Annotated in this window: 18 protein-coding genes (1 of these 18 running past the window's edge); 9 read left to right on the top strand and 9 right to left on the bottom strand. The window is 66.9% G+C overall.

The annotated features are described in order from the left end of the window. Together MasN3_RS04865 and MasN3_RS04860 are read right to left on the bottom strand one after the other, a co-directional pair. Positions 1-1,507 carry the 5' portion of a phospholipase D family protein gene (locus MasN3_RS04865; RefSeq protein WP_281912762.1) on the bottom strand. It extends 59 nt beyond the left edge of the window, so 1,507 of the gene's 1,566 nt are visible here — the first part of the coding sequence; its start codon is at positions 1,505-1,507; its stop codon lies beyond the left edge, outside the window. A gap of 3 nt (positions 1,508-1,510) precedes the next feature. Continuing rightward, positions 1,511-2,290, bottom strand: coding sequence for an enoyl-CoA hydratase-related protein (locus tag MasN3_RS04860; RefSeq protein WP_281912761.1), 780 nt, complete (start codon positions 2,288-2,290; stop codon positions 1,511-1,513). Positions 2,291-2,462: 172 nt separating this feature from the next. On the opposite strand from MasN3_RS04860, the gene MasN3_RS04855 reads away from it, so the two are divergent. After that, complete coding sequence (locus MasN3_RS04855; protein WP_281912759.1) at positions 2,463-3,680, top strand: MFS transporter; 1,218 nt, start codon at positions 2,463-2,465, stop codon at positions 3,678-3,680. An 8-nt stretch (positions 3,681-3,688) separates the two neighbouring features. On the opposite strand, the gene mltA is transcribed toward MasN3_RS04855, so the two are convergent. Further along, a complete protein-coding gene (gene mltA, locus MasN3_RS04850; RefSeq protein ID WP_281912758.1) occupies positions 3,689-4,918 on the bottom strand; it encodes a murein transglycosylase A in 1,230 nt (409 codons plus the stop codon). 26 nt (positions 4,919-4,944) lie between these two features. Here mltA and MasN3_RS04845 point away from each other — a divergent pair, with 26 nt between their 5' ends. Continuing rightward, positions 4,945-5,082 carry a hypothetical protein gene (locus MasN3_RS04845; protein ID WP_200879918.1) on the top strand — a complete coding sequence of 46 codons (138 nt, stop codon included), beginning with the start codon at positions 4,945-4,947 and terminating at the stop codon, positions 5,080-5,082. 15 nt (positions 5,083-5,097) lie between these two features. On the opposite strand, the gene apaG is transcribed toward MasN3_RS04845, so the two are convergent. Then, on the bottom strand, positions 5,098-5,472 hold the full coding sequence (apaG, locus tag MasN3_RS04840) for a Co2+/Mg2+ efflux protein ApaG (protein WP_281912757.1): 375 nt from the start codon (positions 5,470-5,472) through the stop codon (positions 5,098-5,100). Between the two features lie 158 nt (positions 5,473-5,630). On the opposite strand from apaG, the gene rpe reads away from it, so the two are divergent. The 7 genes from rpe (at position 5,631) to MasN3_RS04805 (ending at position 11,792) form a co-directional block, all read left to right on the top strand. Then, positions 5,631-6,302 carry a ribulose-phosphate 3-epimerase gene (gene rpe / locus MasN3_RS04835; protein WP_281912756.1) on the top strand — a complete coding sequence of 224 codons (672 nt, stop codon included), beginning with the start codon at positions 5,631-5,633 and terminating at the stop codon, positions 6,300-6,302. After that, positions 6,302-7,000, top strand: coding sequence for a phosphoglycolate phosphatase (locus MasN3_RS04830; protein WP_281912755.1), 699 nt, complete (start codon positions 6,302-6,304; stop codon positions 6,998-7,000). The genes rpe and MasN3_RS04830 overlap by 1 nt, the downstream gene beginning before the upstream one ends. Before the next feature lie 190 nt (positions 7,001-7,190). Continuing rightward, entirely contained in the window at positions 7,191-8,687 is a 1,497-nt protein-coding gene (gene trpE, locus MasN3_RS04825) for an anthranilate synthase component I (protein ID WP_281912754.1), read from the top strand. A gap of 1 nt (position 8,688) precedes the next feature. After that, on the top strand, positions 8,689-9,252 hold the full coding sequence (locus MasN3_RS04820) for an anthranilate synthase component II (protein ID WP_281912753.1): 564 nt from the start codon (positions 8,689-8,691) through the stop codon (positions 9,250-9,252). 80 nt (positions 9,253-9,332) lie between these two features. Continuing rightward, complete coding sequence (gene trpD, locus MasN3_RS04815; RefSeq protein ID WP_281912752.1) at positions 9,333-10,370, top strand: anthranilate phosphoribosyltransferase; 1,038 nt, start codon at positions 9,333-9,335, stop codon at positions 10,368-10,370. Positions 10,371-10,402: 32 nt separating this feature from the next. Beyond that, positions 10,403-11,203: an indole-3-glycerol phosphate synthase TrpC gene (trpC, locus tag MasN3_RS04810; protein ID WP_281912751.1), complete on the top strand. Its 801-nt coding sequence runs from the start codon at positions 10,403-10,405 to the stop codon at positions 11,201-11,203. A 100-nt stretch (positions 11,204-11,303) separates the two neighbouring features. Continuing rightward, positions 11,304-11,792: an energy transducer TonB gene (locus tag MasN3_RS04805; protein WP_281912750.1), complete on the top strand. Its 489-nt coding sequence runs from the start codon at positions 11,304-11,306 to the stop codon at positions 11,790-11,792. A 5-nt stretch (positions 11,793-11,797) separates the two neighbouring features. On the opposite strand, the gene MasN3_RS04800 is transcribed toward MasN3_RS04805, so the two are convergent. From MasN3_RS04800 to MasN3_RS04780, 5 genes are all read right to left on the bottom strand, one after another. After that, on the bottom strand, positions 11,798-13,105 hold the full coding sequence (locus MasN3_RS04800; protein WP_281912748.1) for an amidohydrolase: 1,308 nt from the start codon (positions 13,103-13,105) through the stop codon (positions 11,798-11,800). 80 nt (positions 13,106-13,185) lie between these two features. Beyond that, complete coding sequence (locus MasN3_RS04795) at positions 13,186-15,015, bottom strand: M61 family metallopeptidase (RefSeq protein ID WP_281912747.1); 1,830 nt, start codon at positions 15,013-15,015, stop codon at positions 13,186-13,188. Positions 15,016-15,094: 79 nt separating this feature from the next. Further along, positions 15,095-15,667 (bottom strand): nucleotidyltransferase family protein, encoded by a 573-nt coding sequence (locus tag MasN3_RS04790; protein ID WP_281912746.1) that lies wholly within the window; start codon positions 15,665-15,667, stop codon positions 15,095-15,097. Between the two features lie 4 nt (positions 15,668-15,671). Then, positions 15,672-17,885: a xanthine dehydrogenase family protein molybdopterin-binding subunit gene (locus MasN3_RS04785; protein ID WP_281912745.1), complete on the bottom strand. Its 2,214-nt coding sequence runs from the start codon at positions 17,883-17,885 to the stop codon at positions 15,672-15,674. Positions 17,886-17,895: 10 nt separating this feature from the next. Continuing rightward, on the bottom strand, positions 17,896-18,354 hold the full coding sequence (locus MasN3_RS04780) for a (2Fe-2S)-binding protein (RefSeq protein WP_281912744.1): 459 nt from the start codon (positions 18,352-18,354) through the stop codon (positions 17,896-17,898). Between the last annotated feature and the right edge of the window lie 142 nt (positions 18,355-18,496).

Below are 18,496 nucleotides of genomic sequence, written 5' to 3'. Positions count from 1 at the left end.
CCGTGGTGCCCGGTTCCTGGTCATGCCGCCTGAGCTTGCCGCCCGTCCGTTCCAGCCAATACAGCCGTCCCTGCTCGTCCAGGCGGACTTCGTAGGCGGTTTCGGGAATGCTGTCGTCGAGGGTCTGGCCCAGCTGCCCGGCCAATTGCGCGCTGTCGATCACCAGGCCCATCTCGGTATTCAGGTCGATCGAGCGCCGGTCCATATTGAAGGAGCCTACATATACCGCGCGACCGTCCACGCCGAAGGTCTTGGCGTGCAGGCTAGAGGCGGAGCTGCCGAAGCGCCCCTTCCCTTTTTCGGGCAGTTCCGCTCCCCATCTGCGGCGCAGCTCGTACAAGGAAACACCCGCGCTGATCAGTTGGTGGCGCCACTTGGCATAGCCGGCGTGCACGGCCGCCACATCGGTCGCTTCGAGGGAGTTGGTCAGCACCCGCACGTGCACGCCCGCACGTGCGATATCGCCCAGCGTGTTTGCCGCATCCTTGCTGGGGACGAAATATGGCGAGACCAGGTCGAGCTGCCGCTTCGGCTCGCCCAGCAGTTTGCGCAAACCCACGGCCATGCGGTCGTCCGGATCGGCCTTGCCCAGCACTTTCGCCGGATCGTCGCTGACCAGGCGCGCAAGGCTCCACTCCAGCGGCAGTTGCCCCGCCATCAGCTGCTCGACGAACGGCGAGGTCCGGATCGCCTCCAGGTAGCGCTGGGCGGCGGGCTTCGTATTCAAGGCGGCCGCGCTTGCGGCCAGTGCGCCTGGAGGCGCCGCGTCTTGCGCATCGACCAGCGCCATGACGGGATAGGCGGAAGCACTGTTCCAGTAGCGGTCGAAATCCTGCGATACGTCGCGCACCACGGGGCCGACGGCCAGCACGTCGAGGTCGACGAACAGCATGTCTCCGGTCGCGCCGAAGTATTCGTCGCCCACGTTGCGTCCGCCGATGATCGTCGCCTGGCCGTCCGCCGTGAAGGACTTGTTATGCATGCGCCGGTTCAGGCGGCTGAAGTCGGTGAGGTAGCCCAGGCTGCGCCAGCGGCGCAGTGCGAAGGGATTGAAGAGCCGTACCTCGACGTTCGGTTCGCGGTCGAGGGCCGCCAGGACCGGATCGAGTCCGGCGGTATTGTTATCGTCCAGCAGCAGGCGGACGCGCACGCCGCGCGCCGCGGCCTCGCGCAAGGCGTCGAGCATCAGCGTGCCGGTGAGGTCGTCACGCCATATATAGTACTGGACGTCGAGGCTGCGCTGGGCACTGCGGGCGAGCAGGACGCGCGCCGCAAAGGCATCGCGTCCATCGATCAAGGGGTGGATCCCCGAGCGGCCGGGGTGGGCGGCCGCCACGGGGGCGATGGCCTGTCCCAGCCGTGTCGTGTGGGTGCCGTCCAGCGTGAAGCTGGCGTTGCGCTGGCCGAGTGGCGGCAGCGCGCTGCAGCCGTAGGCCGCCACCGCGACGGCGACGATGACGAGCGCCGCCGCTCCTCGACGCAATGCCGGGAACGCCGCCGCCCGCATCGCTTACATTCCTTCGAAGTTCGGCTTGCGCTTCTCGAGGAAGGCCGACATGCCTTCTTTCTGTGCAGGCGTGCCGAAGCCGGCGTGGAAGTAACGGCGCTCGTAGCGCACGCCTTCGTTCAGCGGCATCTGGTAGGCCTGGTTGACGCAATCCTTGATCTGCATGGCGACCGACACCGGCATCTCGGCGATGCCCTGCGCCACCTTGATCGCCTCTTCCATCACGCTCTCGACCGGGTACACGCGCGACACCAGGCCGGTGCGCTCGGCTTCAAGGGCGTCGATCATGCGGGTGGTCAGGAGCATGTCCATCGCCTTCGACTTCGAGATCGCGCGCGGCAGGCGCTGGGTGCCGCCGGCTCCCGGGGTCACGCCCACCTTGATTTCCGGCTGGCCGAACTTGGCGGTCTCGGACGCGATGAGGAAGTCGCACATCATGGCCAGTTCGCAGCCGCCGCCCAGGCAGTAGCCCGACACCACGCCGACCACCGGCTTGCGGATGTTCAGAATGTGCTCCCAGTTGCGGCCGATGTAGTTGCCCGGGTAGGTGTCCGCCGCGTAGGTGTAGTTCGCCATGGCGGCGATGTCGGCGCCCGCCGCGAAGACCTTGTCGCTGCCGGTCAGGATGATGACGTTGACCGCCGGGTCGGCGTCGAACTTGACCAGCGCATCACCCAGCTCGTTCATCATGTTGTCGTTCAGCGCATTCATCGCCTTTGGACGGTTCAGGCGGATCACGACGACCTTGCCGTGGTTTTCAATCAGCAGATCTGCATATTCCATGTGAGTTCCCTTTGTGAGCTTGGACGGATTGCCGGGATTGTAACGTCTTGCGCCGATTCAAACACGATATGATTATTTGTTCAGCAATATTCTGTGCGAGATTATCATTCTTTCGTTTGGCACCCGTCAGCTACATTCCTGGCTGCAAAAGCGCATTCCGGCCGGCTCGGTGATGCGCAGCGCCGACTTCCGCCGCTTCTGGTTCAGCAGCGTCCTGGCGCATTTCGGCGCCCAGATCACGCTGCTGGCCCTGCCGATCTGCGCGGTGCTGATGCTGCATGCGACGCCGGCCCAGATGGGCACCCTGGCCGCCTTCGAGTCTCTACCCTTCCTGCTGTTCGGCCTCCCCTCCGGCGTCCTGCTGGACCGCGGCCGGCGCCTGCCCGTCATGATGTGCAGCGATGCCATGGTGGCCATTGCGCTGGCCAGCGTGCCGCTGGCCTGGTGGCTGGGCGTGCTCACCATCCCCTGGCTGTATGCGGTCGGCTTCGTGATCGGCGCCGGCCACGTGGTGGGCGGCAGTGCGGAACAGGTGTTCCTGACCTTCCTGGTCGGGCGTGACGGCCTGGTCGACGCCCAGGCCAGGTTCGCGGCCACGGAATCGGCCGCGCGCGTGGTCGGTCCCGGCATGGCGGGCGGCCTGGTGCAGCTGCTGGGCGCGCCGATCGCCATCCTGTGCAATGTGGCAGGCTTCATCGTCTCGCTGCTCAACCTGCGCCGCATTCGCGCCCGCGAGCCGCAGCCGCCGCCGTCCAACTCGCATCCGCTGCGCGACATCCAGGAAGGCCTGGCCTTCGTCTGGAACCAGCCGCTGCTGCGCACCCTGGCCTGGGTCTCGGCCTGCTGGCACCTGCTGTTTTATGGCTACACCGCCCTGCACGTGCTGTTCGCCACCCGCGTGCTCGGCATGACACCGGGGACCATGGGCATGGCCAACATGCTGGGCGGCCTGGGCGTGCTGGCGGCCTCGCTGCTGGTCAAGCCGCTCTCGAGACGCCTGGGCACCGGCGGCGGCATCCTGGTCGGCCTGTGCGTGTCGGCGCTCGGCTTCGCCCTGATGCCGGCCATCCCGCCGGCGCAGGACGGCAGCGAAGCATGGACGGTCGCGGCCTATGCGATCGTGGTGTTCTGGATCGACTGCGGCGCGACCCTGTTCTTCGTGCCCTACATCGCCCTGCGCCAGCGCGTGACGCCGGACGCGGTGCTGGGCCGGATGGTGGCGACGATGCGCGCCCTGACCGTGGCCGCCGCGCCGCTGGGCGCCCTGCTCGCGGGCGGGCTGGGCGAAGGCTTCGGCGTGCGCGCAGGCCTGGGCTGCATCGCTGCCGGCGCCGTCCTGCTGGCGGCCGGCGGCGTGTTCGGCACCCGCCTCAAAGCGGCCAGGGAGTAAGTCCGGGATTACTGCGCCGCGCGCGGCAGCAGCACCCAGACCGTGCCGCGCTGCTTCATCTTGCCCGCCCGGTCCATCGCCTCCGGACCGAAACCGTAGAAGAAGTCGGCCCGCACCGCGCCGCGGATCGCGCCGCCGGTATCCTGCGCCATCATCAGGCGCCGCATCGGCACCTCGCTGCCGGCTTCGGTGGTCGCCAGGTACAGCGGCGCGCCGAGCGGCACGAAGGCCGGGTCGATCGCCACCGAGCGGCCCGGCGTGAGCGGCACGCCCAGCGCGCCCTTCGGGCCGAGCGACGGATCCGGCAGCTTCTCTTCGCGGAAGAAGATGTAGCTGGGGTTCACGTTGAACAGCTCCTGGCGCCGGCCTGGGTTGGCGGCGATCCAGGCGCGGATGCCCTGGGCCGTGGCCTGCTCGGCAGTGAGTTCGCCCTGCTCCACCAGCCAGCGCCCGATCGCCTTGTACGGATGGCCGTTCTGGTCGGCGTAAGCCACGCGCACGGTCTCGCCCGTGTCCAGTTGGACGCGGCCGGAACCCTGTACCTCGAGGAAGAAGGCCTCGACCGGATCGTTCACCCACAGCAGTTCCTTGTCCTTGAGAGGCGCGCGCGCGATCTCGGCGCGGGTGCTGTAGGGGACCACGGTCTGGCCTGACAGGCGGCCGCGCAGGCGCATGCCCTTCAGCTGGGGGTACACGCTGCCCAGGTCGACCGTGAGCAGGTCGCCTGGTACGCGGTAGAGCGGCGTCTGGTAGGCGCCGCCGCGCTTGCGCGCGCCGTACAGCATCGCTTCGTAATAGCCGGTGATCAGGCCGGTATCGGCGCCATCGGCGGCGCGCACCAGGTGCGGGACGAACCGGCTCTCGAAGAAGCCGCGCACCGCGGCGCCGTCGCTGCCATCGATGGCGCGGGCTGCGGCGCACACCGCTTTCCAGTCAGGCTTGCTGGCCAGGCCGCGGCAGGATTGCAGCAGGGCCGGCCAAGCCTGGCGCACGTCATCCTGCGCCCAGCCCGGCAAGGCGCTGAAGGTGGTCGGCGTCATGAGCGGAACAGGTGCCGGCGGGGTCGGCGGCACCGGCGCCGGCTGCTCCGGCACATACACCGGGCCGACCGGCGGCGGCATGCGCACCGGTTCGGCGGGCTTGGGAGGCTGCTGCGGCTGCGGCGGCGTGGTCGAGCAGGCGCTTAACAAGGCGACGAGGGCAAGCGAAGCGGTTACACTGCGGCGTGTCGATGACATAAGAACCTAAGGACTGAAGGACCGATATGTGGATCTTGATGGTGGAAGCCGGCGTGGCACTCTTCCTGCTCGTCTTTATCGTCTGGTGGACGATGTTCGCGGGCCGCAAGGACGTGCCGCGCGACGAGCCGGCACAGAAGGAACGTGACGCCGGCGAGCAGTAAGCCGTACTGCGCTGATCAGTGCAGCGCGCCCGGCTGGGCCAGCACGAATTCCGGGATCGGCACCTCGAAGCGATGGCCGTCCTCGGCCACGCAGAAGTATTCGCCCTTCATCGAGCCCTGCGGCGTCGCCGCCTGGGTGCCGCTGGTGTACTCGAACTGCTGGCCCGGCTGCAGCAGCGGCTGGTGGCCGACCACGCCCAGGCCGTTCACTTCCTGCACCACGTTGTTGGCGTCGGTGATCACCCAGTGGCGCGAGATCAGCTGGGCGGCAATGGTGCCCGTGTTGGTAATCGTGATGGTGTAGCTGAACACGTACTGGTCCCGTTCCGGGTTGGACTGTTCGGCCAGGTACTGGGTCCTGACCTTGACAGCGAATTCATAGGCGGGCATGGGGATTCCTTGCGTGATCGTCAATATTGGTGGAAGCGCCTTGTATGGCGCAAACGACAATCATACCGCGCGCCGCCCTTCCTGGTCGGCACAGGCAGAGCGGGCATGCGCTTCATCAGCGTAAAATAGCGGATTCTCTTATTCACGCACGATCGCCCATGACCACCTACCGCATCGCTCCCAGCATCCTGTCCGCCGATTTCGCCCGCCTGGGCGAGGAAGTGCGCAATGTCGTCGCCGCCGGCGCCGACATCATCCACTTCGACGTGATGGACAACCACTACGTCCCGAACCTGACCATCGGCCCGCTGGTGTGCCAGGCGATCCGCCCGCACGTGCAGGTGCCGATCGACGTGCACCTGATGGTCAAGCCGGTCGACCGCATCATTCCGGACTTCGCCAAGGCCGGCGCCGACATCATCACCTTCCACCCGGAAGCCTCGGAGCATATCGACCGCACCCTGCAGCTGATCCGCGATAACGGCTGCAAGGCCGGCCTGGTGTTCAACCCGCACACCCCGCTGCACTACCTCGAACACGTGATGGACAAGATCGACATGATCCTGATCATGTCGGTGAACCCGGGCTTCGGCGGCCAGTCCTTCATCCCGCAGGCGCTGAAGAAGATCGCGATGGCGCGCCGCATGATCGACGAATCGGGCCGCGACATCATGCTGGAAGTCGATGGCGGCATCAAGGCCGACAACATCGCCGAAGCCGCCGCAGCAGGCGCCGACACCTTCGTCGCAGGTTCGGCGATCTTCGGCAAGCCGGACTACAAGGCCGTGATCGACGCGATGCGCGGCGAGCTGGCCAAGGTGTCGAAGTAATGCGGGCCGGCGCGGCAGCCATCCGGGCCGCCATCATCGACCTGGACGGCACCATGCTCGACACGGTGCCCGACTTCGAGGCGGCCCTGAACGGCATGCGCGCCGACCTGGGCCTGGCGCCGATCACGCAGGCGGTCATCAAGCCGCTGGTCGGCAAGGGCTCCGAAAAACTGGTGCGCGACGCGCTGCTGCTCGATTGGGACGCGGCGCGCGTGGACGAGGTATTCGACCAGGCGCTGGCCGGCTACCAGCGCCACTACCTCGCCATCAACGGCGATCGCTCCACCTTGTTCGAGGGTGTGATCGAGGGCCTGCAGGCCATGCGCGAGCAGGGTTTGCGCCTGGTGTGCGTGACCAACAAGCCCATCGCTTTCACGCTTCCCCTGCTGGACCAGAAGGGCCTGGCGCCGTATTTCGAACGTGTGTTCGGCGGCGATTCCTTCGCCAGGAAGAAGCCGGACCCGATGCCGATGCTGGGCGCCTGCGCCGCGCTGGACCTGCCGCCGTCACACGTGGTGGCGATCGGTGACTCGTCCAACGACGCGGAAAGCGCACGCGCCGCCGGTTGCTATGTGCTGACGGTGCCATATGGTTATAACCACGGACGGCCTATACAAGAAATTAATTCTGATGGTATAGTGAGTTCGCTGCTAGAAGCGGCAGAGCAGATATCTGCGCATAACCACACCGCAAAATAAGTTATCTATACATGTTTTTCACCAAAAAACACACTGTCAACCAGACCGGCACCCTTGAGGCCTGGCTGTGGCGACGCTGGCAATCCTGGGCTAACTGACCCGTCCCGATTGCTGTCGGCCGTGCTCGTCCGACAGGTTTTTTGAAGTGAACCACCGCCCTTCCCCTCCCTTGGGCGGTCTGGAGAAAAGCATGACCGAACTCGAATTCAAATCGCTGGCCAACCAGGGCTACAACCGCATTCCCTTGATCGCGGAAGCCTTTGCCGACCTCGAGACCCCGCTGACGCTCTACCTCAAGCTGGCCCAGTCCCAGCAGGGCGGCAAGAACACCTTCCTGCTGGAGTCGGTGGTCGGCGGCGAGCGCTTCGGCCGCTATTCCTTCATCGGCCTGCCGGCGTCGACCCTGATCCGCAACAGCGGCAAGCATACCGAAGTGGTCAAACACGGCGAAGTGATCGAGACGCACGAAGGCAATCCGCTCGAATTCATCGAGGCCTACCAGGCGCGCTTCAAGGTCGCCCTGCGCCCGGGCATGCCGCGCTTCTGCGGCGGCCTGGCCGGCTACTTCGGCTACGACACCGTGCGTCACATCGAGCGCAAGCTGGAACACAGCTGCCCGCCCGACGAACTGGGCCTGCCGGACATCCAGCTGTTGCTGACCGAAGAACTGGCGGTGATCGACAACCTGTCGGGCAAGCTCTACCTGATCGTGTACGCCGACCCGGCCCAGCCGGAAGCCTATGCCAAGGCCCGCCAGCGCCTGAAGGACCTGCGCGTGATGCTGCGCCGCAGCGTCGACGCGCCGGTGACGTCCAGCTCGGTGCGTACCGAGGCGGTGCGCGACTTCAACAAGGAAGATTATCTGAAGGCGGTGGCCCGCGCCCACGAATACGTGATGGCGGGCGACCTGATGCAGGTGCAGATCGGCCAGCGCATCCGCAAGCCCTACGTGGATTCGCCGCTGTCGCTGTACCGCTCGCTGCGTTCGCTGAACCCGTCGCCCTACATGTACTACTACAACTTCGGCGACATGCAGATCGTCGGCGCCTCGCCCGAGATCCTGGTGCGCAACGAAGCGACGCCGGATGGCGGCAAGAAGGTCACGCTGCGCCCGATCGCCGGCACCCGCCCGCGCGGCGCCACGCCGGAACGCGACCTCGAGCTGGCGGCCGAGCTGCTGGCCGACCCGAAGGAGATCGCGGAGCACGTGATGCTGATCGACCTGGCGCGCAACGACATCGGCCGCATCGCCGACACCGGCAGCGTCAAGGTCACCGACCGCCTGGTCATCGAGAAGTACTCGCACGTGCAGCACATCGTCTCCAACGTCGAAGGCCGACTCAAGGACGGCATGTCGAACCTCGACGTGCTGCGCGCCACCTTCCCGGCCGGCACCCTCACCGGTGCGCCGAAGGTGCGCGCGATGGAAGTGATCGACGAGCTGGAGCCGGTCAAGCGCGGGATTTACGGCGGCGCGTGCGGCTACCTGTCCTTTGGCGGCGAGATGGACGTGGCGATCGCGATCCGCACCGGCGTGATCAAGGACGGCAACCTGTACGTGCAGGCCGCGGCCGGCATCGTGGCCGACTCTATCCCCGAGATGGAATGGCAGGAAACGGAAAACAAGGCGCGCGCCGTGCTGCGCGCGGCCGAACAGGTGCAAGACGGCCTGGATGGGGAGTTCTGACATGCTGCTCATGATCGACAACTACGACTCGTTCACCTACAACATCGTCCAGTACCTGGGCGAGCTGGGCGAGGACGTGCGCACGGTGCGCAACGACGAAATCACTTTGAAAGATATCGAAGCGATGGCGCCCGAGCGCATCTGCATCTCGCCGGGGCCGAAGGCGCCGAAGGATGCCGGCATCTCGCTCGACATCCTGCGCGAATTCAAGGGCAAGCTGCCGATCCTGGGCGTGTGCCTCGGCCACCAGGCGATTGGCGAAGCGTTTGGGGGCAAGGTGATCCGCGCCAAGCAGGTCATGCACGGCAAGACCTCGCTCATCGCCCACACCGGCGAAGGCGTGTTCAAGGGTTTGCCAAGTCCCTTCACCGTGATCCGCTACCACTCGCTGGCGATCGAGCGCGCTTCGCTGCCGGACTGCCTGGAAGTGACGGCATGGACCGACGACGGCGAGATCATGGGCGTGCGCCATAAGGAATATGACATCGAGGGAGTGCAGTTCCATCCCGAGTCGATCCTGTCGGAACACGGCCACGCGCTGTTCAAGAACTTCCTCGCGCGCTGATGCGCCCGGTGCGTGCGCCGCGTCTGCGGCGCCGCGCCCACGCATGACAGCCCACCTAACGTCTAGCTGAAGAAACCACCATGCCGATCACCCCACAAGAAGCCCTGCTGCGCTGTATCGAACACCGCGAAATCTTCCACGACGAAATGCTGCACCTGTTCCGGAGCATCATGTCGGGCGAGATGTCGCCGACCATGGTCGCGGCCCTGACCATGGGCCTGCGCGTGAAGAAGGAAACCATCGGCGAGATCACCGCCGCCGCCCAGGTGATGCGCGAATTCTCGACCAAGGTGCCGATGGCCGACACCACCAACCTGCTCGACATCGTCGGCACCGGCGGCGACGGCGCCAACACCTTCAATATCTCGAGCGCGTCGATGTTCGTCGCCGCCGCCGGCGGCGCGCGCGTGGCCAAGCACGGCGGACGCAGCGTGTCCTCGTCCTCCGGCAGCGCCGACCTGATCGAGTCGCTCGGCGCCCAGATCGACCTGAAGCCCGAGCAGATCGCCCAGTCGATCGCCCAGACCGGCATCGGTTTCATGTTCGCGCCCAACCACCACGCCGCCATGAAGCACGTGGCGCCGGTGCGCCGCGAACTGGGCGTGCGCAGCATCTTCAACATCCTGGGACCGCTGACCAACCCGGCCGGCGCACCCAACATCCTGATGGGCGTGTTCCACCCCGACCTGGTCGGCATCCAGGTGCGCGTGCTGCAGCGCCTCGGCGCCCAGCATGCGATGGTGGTGTGGGGCCGCGACAACATGGACGAAGTCTCGCTCGGCGCCGGCACCCTGGTGGGTGAACTGGTCGACGGCGAGATCCGCGAATATGAGATCCATCCGGAAGATTTCGGCATGTCGATGATCTCGAGCCGCAACCTGAAAGTGGCGAACACGGCGGAGTCGAAGGAGCGCGTGATGGAAGCGCTGCGCGGCGAACCGGGCCCCGCCACCGACATCGTGGCCCTCAATGCCGGCACCGCCCTGTACGCGGCCGGCGTGGTCGGCTCGATCGAGGAAGGCCTGGCGAAGGCGCGGGCGACGATCGCATCCGGCGCGGCCCTGGCCAAGCTCGAGCAGTTCGTCACCGTCACGCGCCAGCTCGGCGGCCACGCCTGAGCAAGGCAGCCAGCCAACGTATTGAGAGTCTTATGTCCGATATCCTGAACAAGATCCTGGCCGTCAAGGCCGACGAAGTGGCCGCGGCGAAGAAGGCGCGCGACCTGGCCAGCCTGCGCCGCGAGGCGGAAAGCGACCTGGAAGCGCGCCGCGCCATCCGCGGTTTCGAGAACAGCCTGCGCAGCAAAATTTCCGCGGGCCGGGCCGGCATCATCGCCGAGGTGAAGAAGGCCTCGCCCTCGAAAGGCGTGCTGCGCCCGGACTTCCAGCCGGCGGCGATCGCGCAAAGCTATGCCGAACACGGCGCGGCCTGCCTTTCGGTGCTGACCGACGTGCAGTTCTTCCAGGGCTCGGAAGCCTACCTGCGCCAGGCGCGCGCGGCCTGCGCGCTACCGGTGATCCGCAAGGACTTCATCGTCGACCACTACCAGGTGTACGAGGCGCGCGCGATGGGCGCGGATGCGATCCTGCTGATCGTCTCGGCCCTGGACCATGGCCTGATGGCGGAACTGGAAGCCTGCGCGATGGACCTCGGCATGGACGTGCTGGTCGAGGTGCACGACGGCGAGGAACTGACTGCGGCGCTGAAATTGAAGACCCCGCTGCTGGGCATCAACAACCGCAACCTGCGGACCTTCGAGGTGTCGCTCGATACCACGCTCGGCCTGTTGCCGCGCATTCCGGCGGAACGCCTGGTGGTGACCGAGTCCGGCATCATGGGGCCGGCGGATGTGCGGCGGATGCGCGAGGCGAACGTGCATGCCTTCCTGGTCGGCGAAGCCTTCATGCGGGCGCCGGAACCGGGTGTAGAGCTGCAGAGGCTGTTTGGCTGATGTCGGGGGCTGACGACACTCAGCGGAACTAAGGATGAATGCGCGGCGTCGAAGCTGAGCGCCCTCGAGGCGCCAACCTGCGACGCTTCACTCATCCGCCATGAACCTATCTCTTCGCAGTACAGCGCTTTTCGCGACGCTTCTGGCAGTCCTGTGCGGATGCGCCAGTTCTCCGCCTCCCGTTCCCGTCGAAGAACGCAGCACCATCGCCATCGGGCGCGAACCGACGGCCGCTCCCGCTCCGCCGCCCTCCCTCACGCTCGACGCCTACAAGGCCCACGTGGCGCGCCACATCGTCCAGCGCAATGCCGAGCGTACCTTCAGCGGGCGCCTGCCGCCGATGCTGCCGGCAATCGTGGTGGTCAGCATCACGGTGGACCAGGACGGCCAGCTGACCGACGTGCGGGTGCAGCGTTCGCGCGATCCGGATGCCGCCAGGGTGGCGCTGGCCTCGATGCTGCGCAGCGGTCCCCTGCCCCGGCCGCATGGATTGCTCGCGGCGAACAGCCGTGCCATGACCTTCTCGGAAACCTTCCTGTTCGACCGCGACTACCGCTTCCAGCTGCGCACGCTGGCCGGGCCGCAATAGCGTCGTCAGCGCTTGAGGACGTTCAGCACGGCCAGGCTCATCGCCTGGGCGGCGGTCTTGATCGACGGCTCCGGCACCGGCGCGTAGAACGGCGAGTGGTTGAAAGCGATCGGTTTGCCGCCGGGACGTTCGGCCTCAGCCACCGCTTTCGGGTCGTAAACACCGGTGAAGAAGAACATCGACGGCACGCCCTCGTTGACGAAGAGCGAGAAGTCTTCGCTGGCGGTCATGGCCGGCATGCGCTGGGCCTTGTCGGCCCCGAAAGCGTCCTTGAACACGGCCTCGGTGCTGGCCACCAGCGCTTCGCTGTTGACGATGGCCGCGCCACCGCTGATGAGCTGGACGTCCGGCGCCGGCGCACCGGCCATGGCAGCGGAGGCGTTGGCGACGCGGCGCACGCCCTCGAGCAGCTTGGCGCGCACCTCCGGGCTGTACGAGCGGATGGTGCCGCGCACCTGCACCTTGTCCGGAATGATGTTGCCGACCGTGCCGCCCTGGATCGCGCCGATGGTCACTACGCCGAATTCCTTCGGATCCTTCTCGCGGCTGACCACGGTCTGCACGTCCACCACGAAACGGGCGGCGATCGTGATCGGGTCGACCGATTTGTCAGGCGCCGAACCATGGCCGCCGCGCCCGTTGAAGACGATCTCGATCGCGTCAGAGTTGGACGAGACCGGACCGGAATTGAAGCCCACGGTGCCATATGCCAGCGGCCAGGAATGCAGGGCAAATGCGTAGTCGGGCTTGGGGAAACGCTGGAACAGGCCGTCGTCCAGCATCGCCCTGGCGCCGGAGACGATCTCTTCGGCCGGCTGGGCGATGAAGACCAGCGTGCCCTTCCACTTGGCCTTCATCTCGGCAAGCAGGCGCGCCGTGCCCAGCCAGCCGGCCATGTGGACGTCGTGACCGCAGCTGTGGGTGACGAAGCTCTCGGCGCCGTTGCTCACGGCCCTGGCGCGGCTGGCGTAGGGCAAGCCGGTCTTCTCTTCCATCGGCAGGCCGTCCATCTCGGTGCGTACCAGCACCGTCGGGCCGGCGCCATTCTTCAGGACCGCCACGATGCCGGTCTTGCCGACCTTCTCCGTCACTTCGAAGCCGAGCTTGCGCATCTCGCCGGCGAGCTTGGCGGCGGTGCGCACTTCCTGGAAGGCGATTTCCGGGTTGGCGTGCAGGTCCTTGTAGACCGTGTCGAGCCAGGGGTACATGGCGTCGACGCGGGTCTTGATGTCGGTTTTGAGCGGGGCGGGGAGCTGGGCGGAGGCGGTTGCGGTGCAGAGGGCGAGGACGACGGCGGTCAGGGATTTTTTCAATTCAGTCTCGGTGCAGGTTCGGTTTGGACGCGCGGAGTATTCCGTGCCAGTGGCACGGAATACAAGCCGTCGCGTAAGAGTCAGATGCCGCTCGGGCGCTTCAAGGCGGTCGACTTCTTGCCGGCGACGGCCTGCGACAGGGTGATGGTCGGCACCTTGTCGCCCTGCAGCGTCACATCGAAGGCCATCAGCTCGTCGCGGCGGAAGGCGTGCACCGTCACCTTGTCGCCGACGCGGTAGCGGCCGAGCAGCGTGTCCACGTTGGGCGGGTTGCCGTTGGCGCGCAGGCCGTCGATGGCGATGATGACGTCGTGCGCCGACAGGCCGGCGCGGTGCGCGGCGCCGCCCTCGTGCACCTGGGTCAGCTTGGCGCCCAGCGGATCGCGGCCGATGCCGGCGTCCAGCGACGGCTTGCCGCCCTTGCGCTCGTCCACCAGCTTGACGCCGAAGGGCGCGTACAGCTTGGCCAGCGGCAGGTCGTCGGTGCCGCGCACCCAGCGTTCGAACTGGGTGCGCAGGCGGGTGCCGGCCACCTCGTCGAAGATCGCCTCGACCTCGGCCTCCGTCACGCCGCGGCCCGCGCCGCTGTAGAAGTCACGGCCGAAGCGCTCCCACAAGGCCAGCATCACGTCGTCCAGCGATTTGGCGCCGTTGGTCCTGGCGCGGATCGTCAGGTCGAATGCCAGGCCGATCAGGGAACCCTTGGTGTAGTAGCTGATGATCGCGTTCGGCGAGTTCTCGTCCTGGCGGTAGTACTTGCTCCAGGCGTCGAAGCTGGAATCGGCCACGCTCTGCTTGAGGCGGCCGCTGCCGCGCAGGACGCCGCCGACGGTCTTGGACAGCAGCTTGAAATAGGTCGCTTCGCCGATGATCCCGGCGCGCACCAGCATCAGGTCGTCGTAGTAGCTGGTGAAGCCTTCGAACAGCCACAGCAGCGGCGTGTAGTTCTCCACCTGCAGGTCGTAGGGCGCGAACACCGCCGGCTTGATGCGCTTGACGTTCCAGGTGTGGAAGTACTCGTGGCTGCACAGGCCCAGGAAGCGCAGGTAGCCTTCGCCCGGCTCGGCGCTCTTCGGGCTGGCCGTGCTCGGCAGGTCGGCGCGGGCGCAGATCAGGGCGGTGGAAGCGCGGTGTTCCAGGCCGCCGTAGCCGTCGCCGACGGCCATCGTCATGAAGACGTAGCGGTCCATCGGGGCGCGTTTGGTGTGCGGCTCGAAGAAGGCGATCTGGGTTTCGCAGATGGCTTTCAGGTCCGCCTGCAGGCGCGCCATGTCGAGGTTGGGCACGCGGCCGGTAATGACGATGTCGTGCGGGATGCCGTGGGCCTTGAAGCTGGCCAGCTCGAAGTCGCCCATCTCGACCGGATGATCGATCAGCTCGTCGTAGTCGCTTGCTGTGTAGGTGCCGAAACCGTAGCGCTTGGCGCCCAGCTCCTTCATCGCGGTGGCGACGCGCCAGCCCTTCGCGACCGGGTCGCCGGGGCGCTGGATGTCGACCTGGTGGGGAAGAAGCTCCTGGCCGACCACGCGCAGGAACACGCTGGTGCCGTTGAAGAAGCCGTGGGTCTGGTCGAGGTGGGCGGCACGGACCGACAGGTCCCAGGCATAGACCTCGTAGTGCAGGGTCAAGGGACCGCTGGTGCGCGCCGCGCGCCAGGAATGCTTGTCCAGTTTGCTCAAGGCCACGTCCTGGCCGCCGCTCTCGGCGCGGATGCGCACGATGTTGCGGGCGAATTCGCGGATCATGTAGCTGCCGGGGATCCAGGCCGGCAGCGAGAATACCTGTCCTTCAGGATCGGGGCTGGCAACCGTGACCGTGACGTTGAACAGGTGGCCGGCCAGGTCCTTGGGAACGATGGTGTAGAGGATGGCGGGCTGCTCGGGCTTCTTTTTCTGGGAAGGTTTTTTCATATCGATAGGTGATGCGGCCAAATATGCTCCCTAGTGTAATCGGATTCGATCACAACAGGAAAATATTGACATGTATACATCACGCCGGCAGGTCGGCGGGCGTATCGATGTCCTGCAGGATGCCGGGGTCGGCCACGGGGATGTCTTGTACCGGATACGCCTGCAGCAGCCGGCGCGCGCCCTGATCGCCCGCCATCGCCAGCAGCGCGTTGCGGTGAACGGGCCCGAAGCCGACCGGGTTGCCGCGCCGGCCGCCGTGCACCGGCACCGCGATGCCGGCGCCCGCCTCCAGCGCGTCGCGCAGCGCTTCCAGGGTGGATGCCGCCACGAAGGGCATGTCGCCCAGCGCCACCAGCCAGCCCTCGGCCGGCAGCGAGTGGCGGATCGCGTGGGCCAGCGAGGCGCCCATACCGGTATCGGCGTCAGGACACACGGTGACGTCGCAGCCGAGCGCACGCAGGATGTCGCCCACGCCGCCGTCCATGGGCGCGACCACCGCGACTACGCGCGGCACGCAGGCGAGCAGGCGGCGCGCGCTGGCGACGACGACCGGGTCGCCGCCGGGCAGGCGCTGGAGCAGCTTGTTCTGCCCGCCACCGGGGTCGAAGCGCCGGCCCCGGCCGGCCGCGAGCAGGATGCCGGTCAAGCCCATGACGTCAAGCCGACGCCAGGTCGAAAGGCAGCTTGCGCAGGCGCTTGCCGGTCAGCCGGAACACGGCGTTGGCAAATGCCGGCGCCAGCGGCGGCAGGCCGGGTTCGCCGATGCCGGTGGGCGGGTCGTTCGAGGGCACGATGTGCACCTCGATCTGCGGCATGTCGTGCATGCGCGCCACCGTGTAGTCGCCGAAGTTCTGCTGTTCGACCACGCCGTCCTTGAGCGTGATGGCGGCGCCCGGCAGGGTCATGCCCAGCCCCATCAGGGCCGCACCCTGGATCTGCGCCTCGATCGACAGCGGATTGACCGGCTGGTTACAGTGCACGCCCGCGACCGCGCGGTGCAGCTTCGGCACGCCGTCGACCACCGAGGCTTCGACCACATAGGCGACCACCGAGCCGAAGGACTCGTGCACCGCCACGCCCCAGGCGCGTCCCTTCGGCAGCTTCTTCGTGCCGTAGCCGGATTTCGCCACCGCCAGGTCGAGCGCCGCGCGATGGCGTGGGTGCTGTGCACCCATCAGCTGCTTGCGGTAGGCGACCGGGTCGGCCTTGGCGATGTGCGCGGCCTCGTCGATCAGGGTCTCCATCACGTAGGCGGTGTGAGTGGAACCGACCGAGCGCCACCACAGCACCGGCACGTTCTGCTTCACGCCCTCGACCGCCAGGTTCAGCGGCACGTCGTACGGCGCTCCCATGCCTTCGGTCGTGCTGCCGTCCACGCCATCCTTGACCATGCCCTGCTCGAAGATGGTGCCGGCCATGATCGACTGGCCGACGATCTTGTGGTCCCAGGCCACGATCCGGCCCTTGCCGTCGATGCCGAGGTCGGCGCGGTGCACGTAGGACGGGCGGTAGTAGCCGCCGCGGATGTCGTCCTCGCGGCTCCACACCAGCTTGACCGGGCCGCTTTTACCCGCGGCACGCCAGGCCTTGGCGATGCGCACCGTGTCGCCGACCCAGTCCGACGACAGCACCGCACGGCGTCCGAAGCCGCCGCCCGCCATCATCGTATTGATCGTCACCTGCTCCGGCTTGAGGCCGAGGATTGCTGCCGCCACCTGCTGGTCGACCGTTTGCGACTGGGTGCCGGCCCAGATCGTGCAGGCATTGTCCTGCAGGTCGACCACGCAGTTGAGCGGCTCCATCGGCGCATGCGCTAGGTAGGGGAATTCATAGACCGCCGAGATCTTGTGGGCGGCGCCCGCCAGTTGCGACACGTCGGCCTTGCGCGCGACCGCGCCGCCGGCGGCCTTGGCCTGCGTGCGGAAGGCTTCCAGCTGCCCTGCGCTGCTGACCTTCTCGAGGCCGCTCGTGTCCCACTCGGCCTGCAGCGCCTCACGGCCCTGCTTCGCCGGCCAGTAGCCTTGTGCGAACACCGCGACGCCACGAGCGCCGCGGTCCAGTTCCACCTCCAGCACCTCGACCACGCCCTTGACGGCGCGCGCGGCGGCGGCGTCGAATTTCGTGACTTTCGCGCCAAACACCGGCGGACGCGCCACCAGCACGGTCAGCGCATGTTCCGGCACGAAGTCGATGCCGAACTGCTGGCGGCCGCTCGACTTGGCGCGCGCATCGATGCGACGCATCGGCTTGCCGATGTAGCGGAACTGCTTCGCTTCCTTCAGCACGACGGTGGCGGGCACGGGCTGCTTCATCGCGGCCTCGGCCAGCGCGCCGTAGCTCGCCTTCTGGCCGTTCGGACCGAACACCATGCCTTTCGAGGTGCGGCACTGCGCCGGGCCGACCTTCCACTGCTCGGCCGCGGCGGCGACCAGCATCGCGCGGGCCCGCGCGCCGATTTCGCGGTACTGCGTGAAGCCGCGTGCGATGCTGCCCGAACCGCCGGTGATCTGCATGCCGAAGGCCGAATCCTTGTAGGCCTCGCCGGCCGGGGCCAGTTCGCCGCGCATCTGCGACCAGTCGGCATCGAGCTCCTCGGCGATCAGCATCGGCAGCGAGGTGTGCACGCCCTGACCGAATTCGAGGCGGTTGACCATGACGGTGATGGTGTTGTCCGGCGCCACGCGCAGGAAGGCGTTCGGCGCATACACTTTTGCATCGACAGCCTGGGCGAAGCGGTGTGCGCCCGGCAGCATGAAGCCCAGCACCAGGCCGCCCGTGGCGGCACCGGCCGTCTTCAGGAAGCCGCGGCGCGACAGGCCGGCGCCGGCGGAGCGTGCAATGGCTGCGCGGTCGATCCAATCGAATGTCATCGCGCTCTCCTCAGGCCAGGGTCTGGGCGGCATCCTTGATGGCCGCGCGGATCCGTTGGTAGGTGCCGCAGCGGCAGATATTGCCGCTCATCGCATTGTCGATGTCGGTGTCGTTCGGACGCTTGTTGGTGCGCAGCAGGGCGACGGCGCTCATCACCTGGCCGCTCTGGCAGTAGCCGCACTGCGGCACGTCGTGCTTGACCCAGGCGTCCTGCACGGCCTTGCCGACCTTGTCGTTTTCCATCGCTTCGATGGTGGTGATCTTCATGCCCTGCGCGCTCGATATCGGCGTGACGCAGGAGCGGATCGGGTTGCCGTCCAGGTGCACGGTGCAGGCGCCGCACAGCGCTGCGCCGCAGCCGAACTTGGTGCCGGTCATGTCGAGGTTGTCGCGCAATGCCCAGAGGATGGGCGTGCCGGGATCGGCGTCGACCTGGAGCTCGCGCCCGTTGACGTTCAAGGTGACCATGTGCTGCTCCCTGTGTGGACTACGTGGTTGTTATCGTTTTTCGTAGGGTGGGCAGCTTCGCTGCCCACGCGTTCAACTCTCGGGAGCACCGCTGCAGAGCATGCACTTGTTGAACGCGTGGGCGGGAAACCCGCCCACGCTA

Origin of the sequence: Massilia varians (assembly GCF_027923905.1) — a bacterium.
Taxonomy (GTDB): domain Bacteria; phylum Pseudomonadota; class Gammaproteobacteria; order Burkholderiales; family Burkholderiaceae_D; genus Telluria; species Telluria varians_B.
The sequence above is the reverse complement of the archived record's forward strand: the minus strand, read 5'-3'. Positions and strand labels throughout refer to the sequence as shown.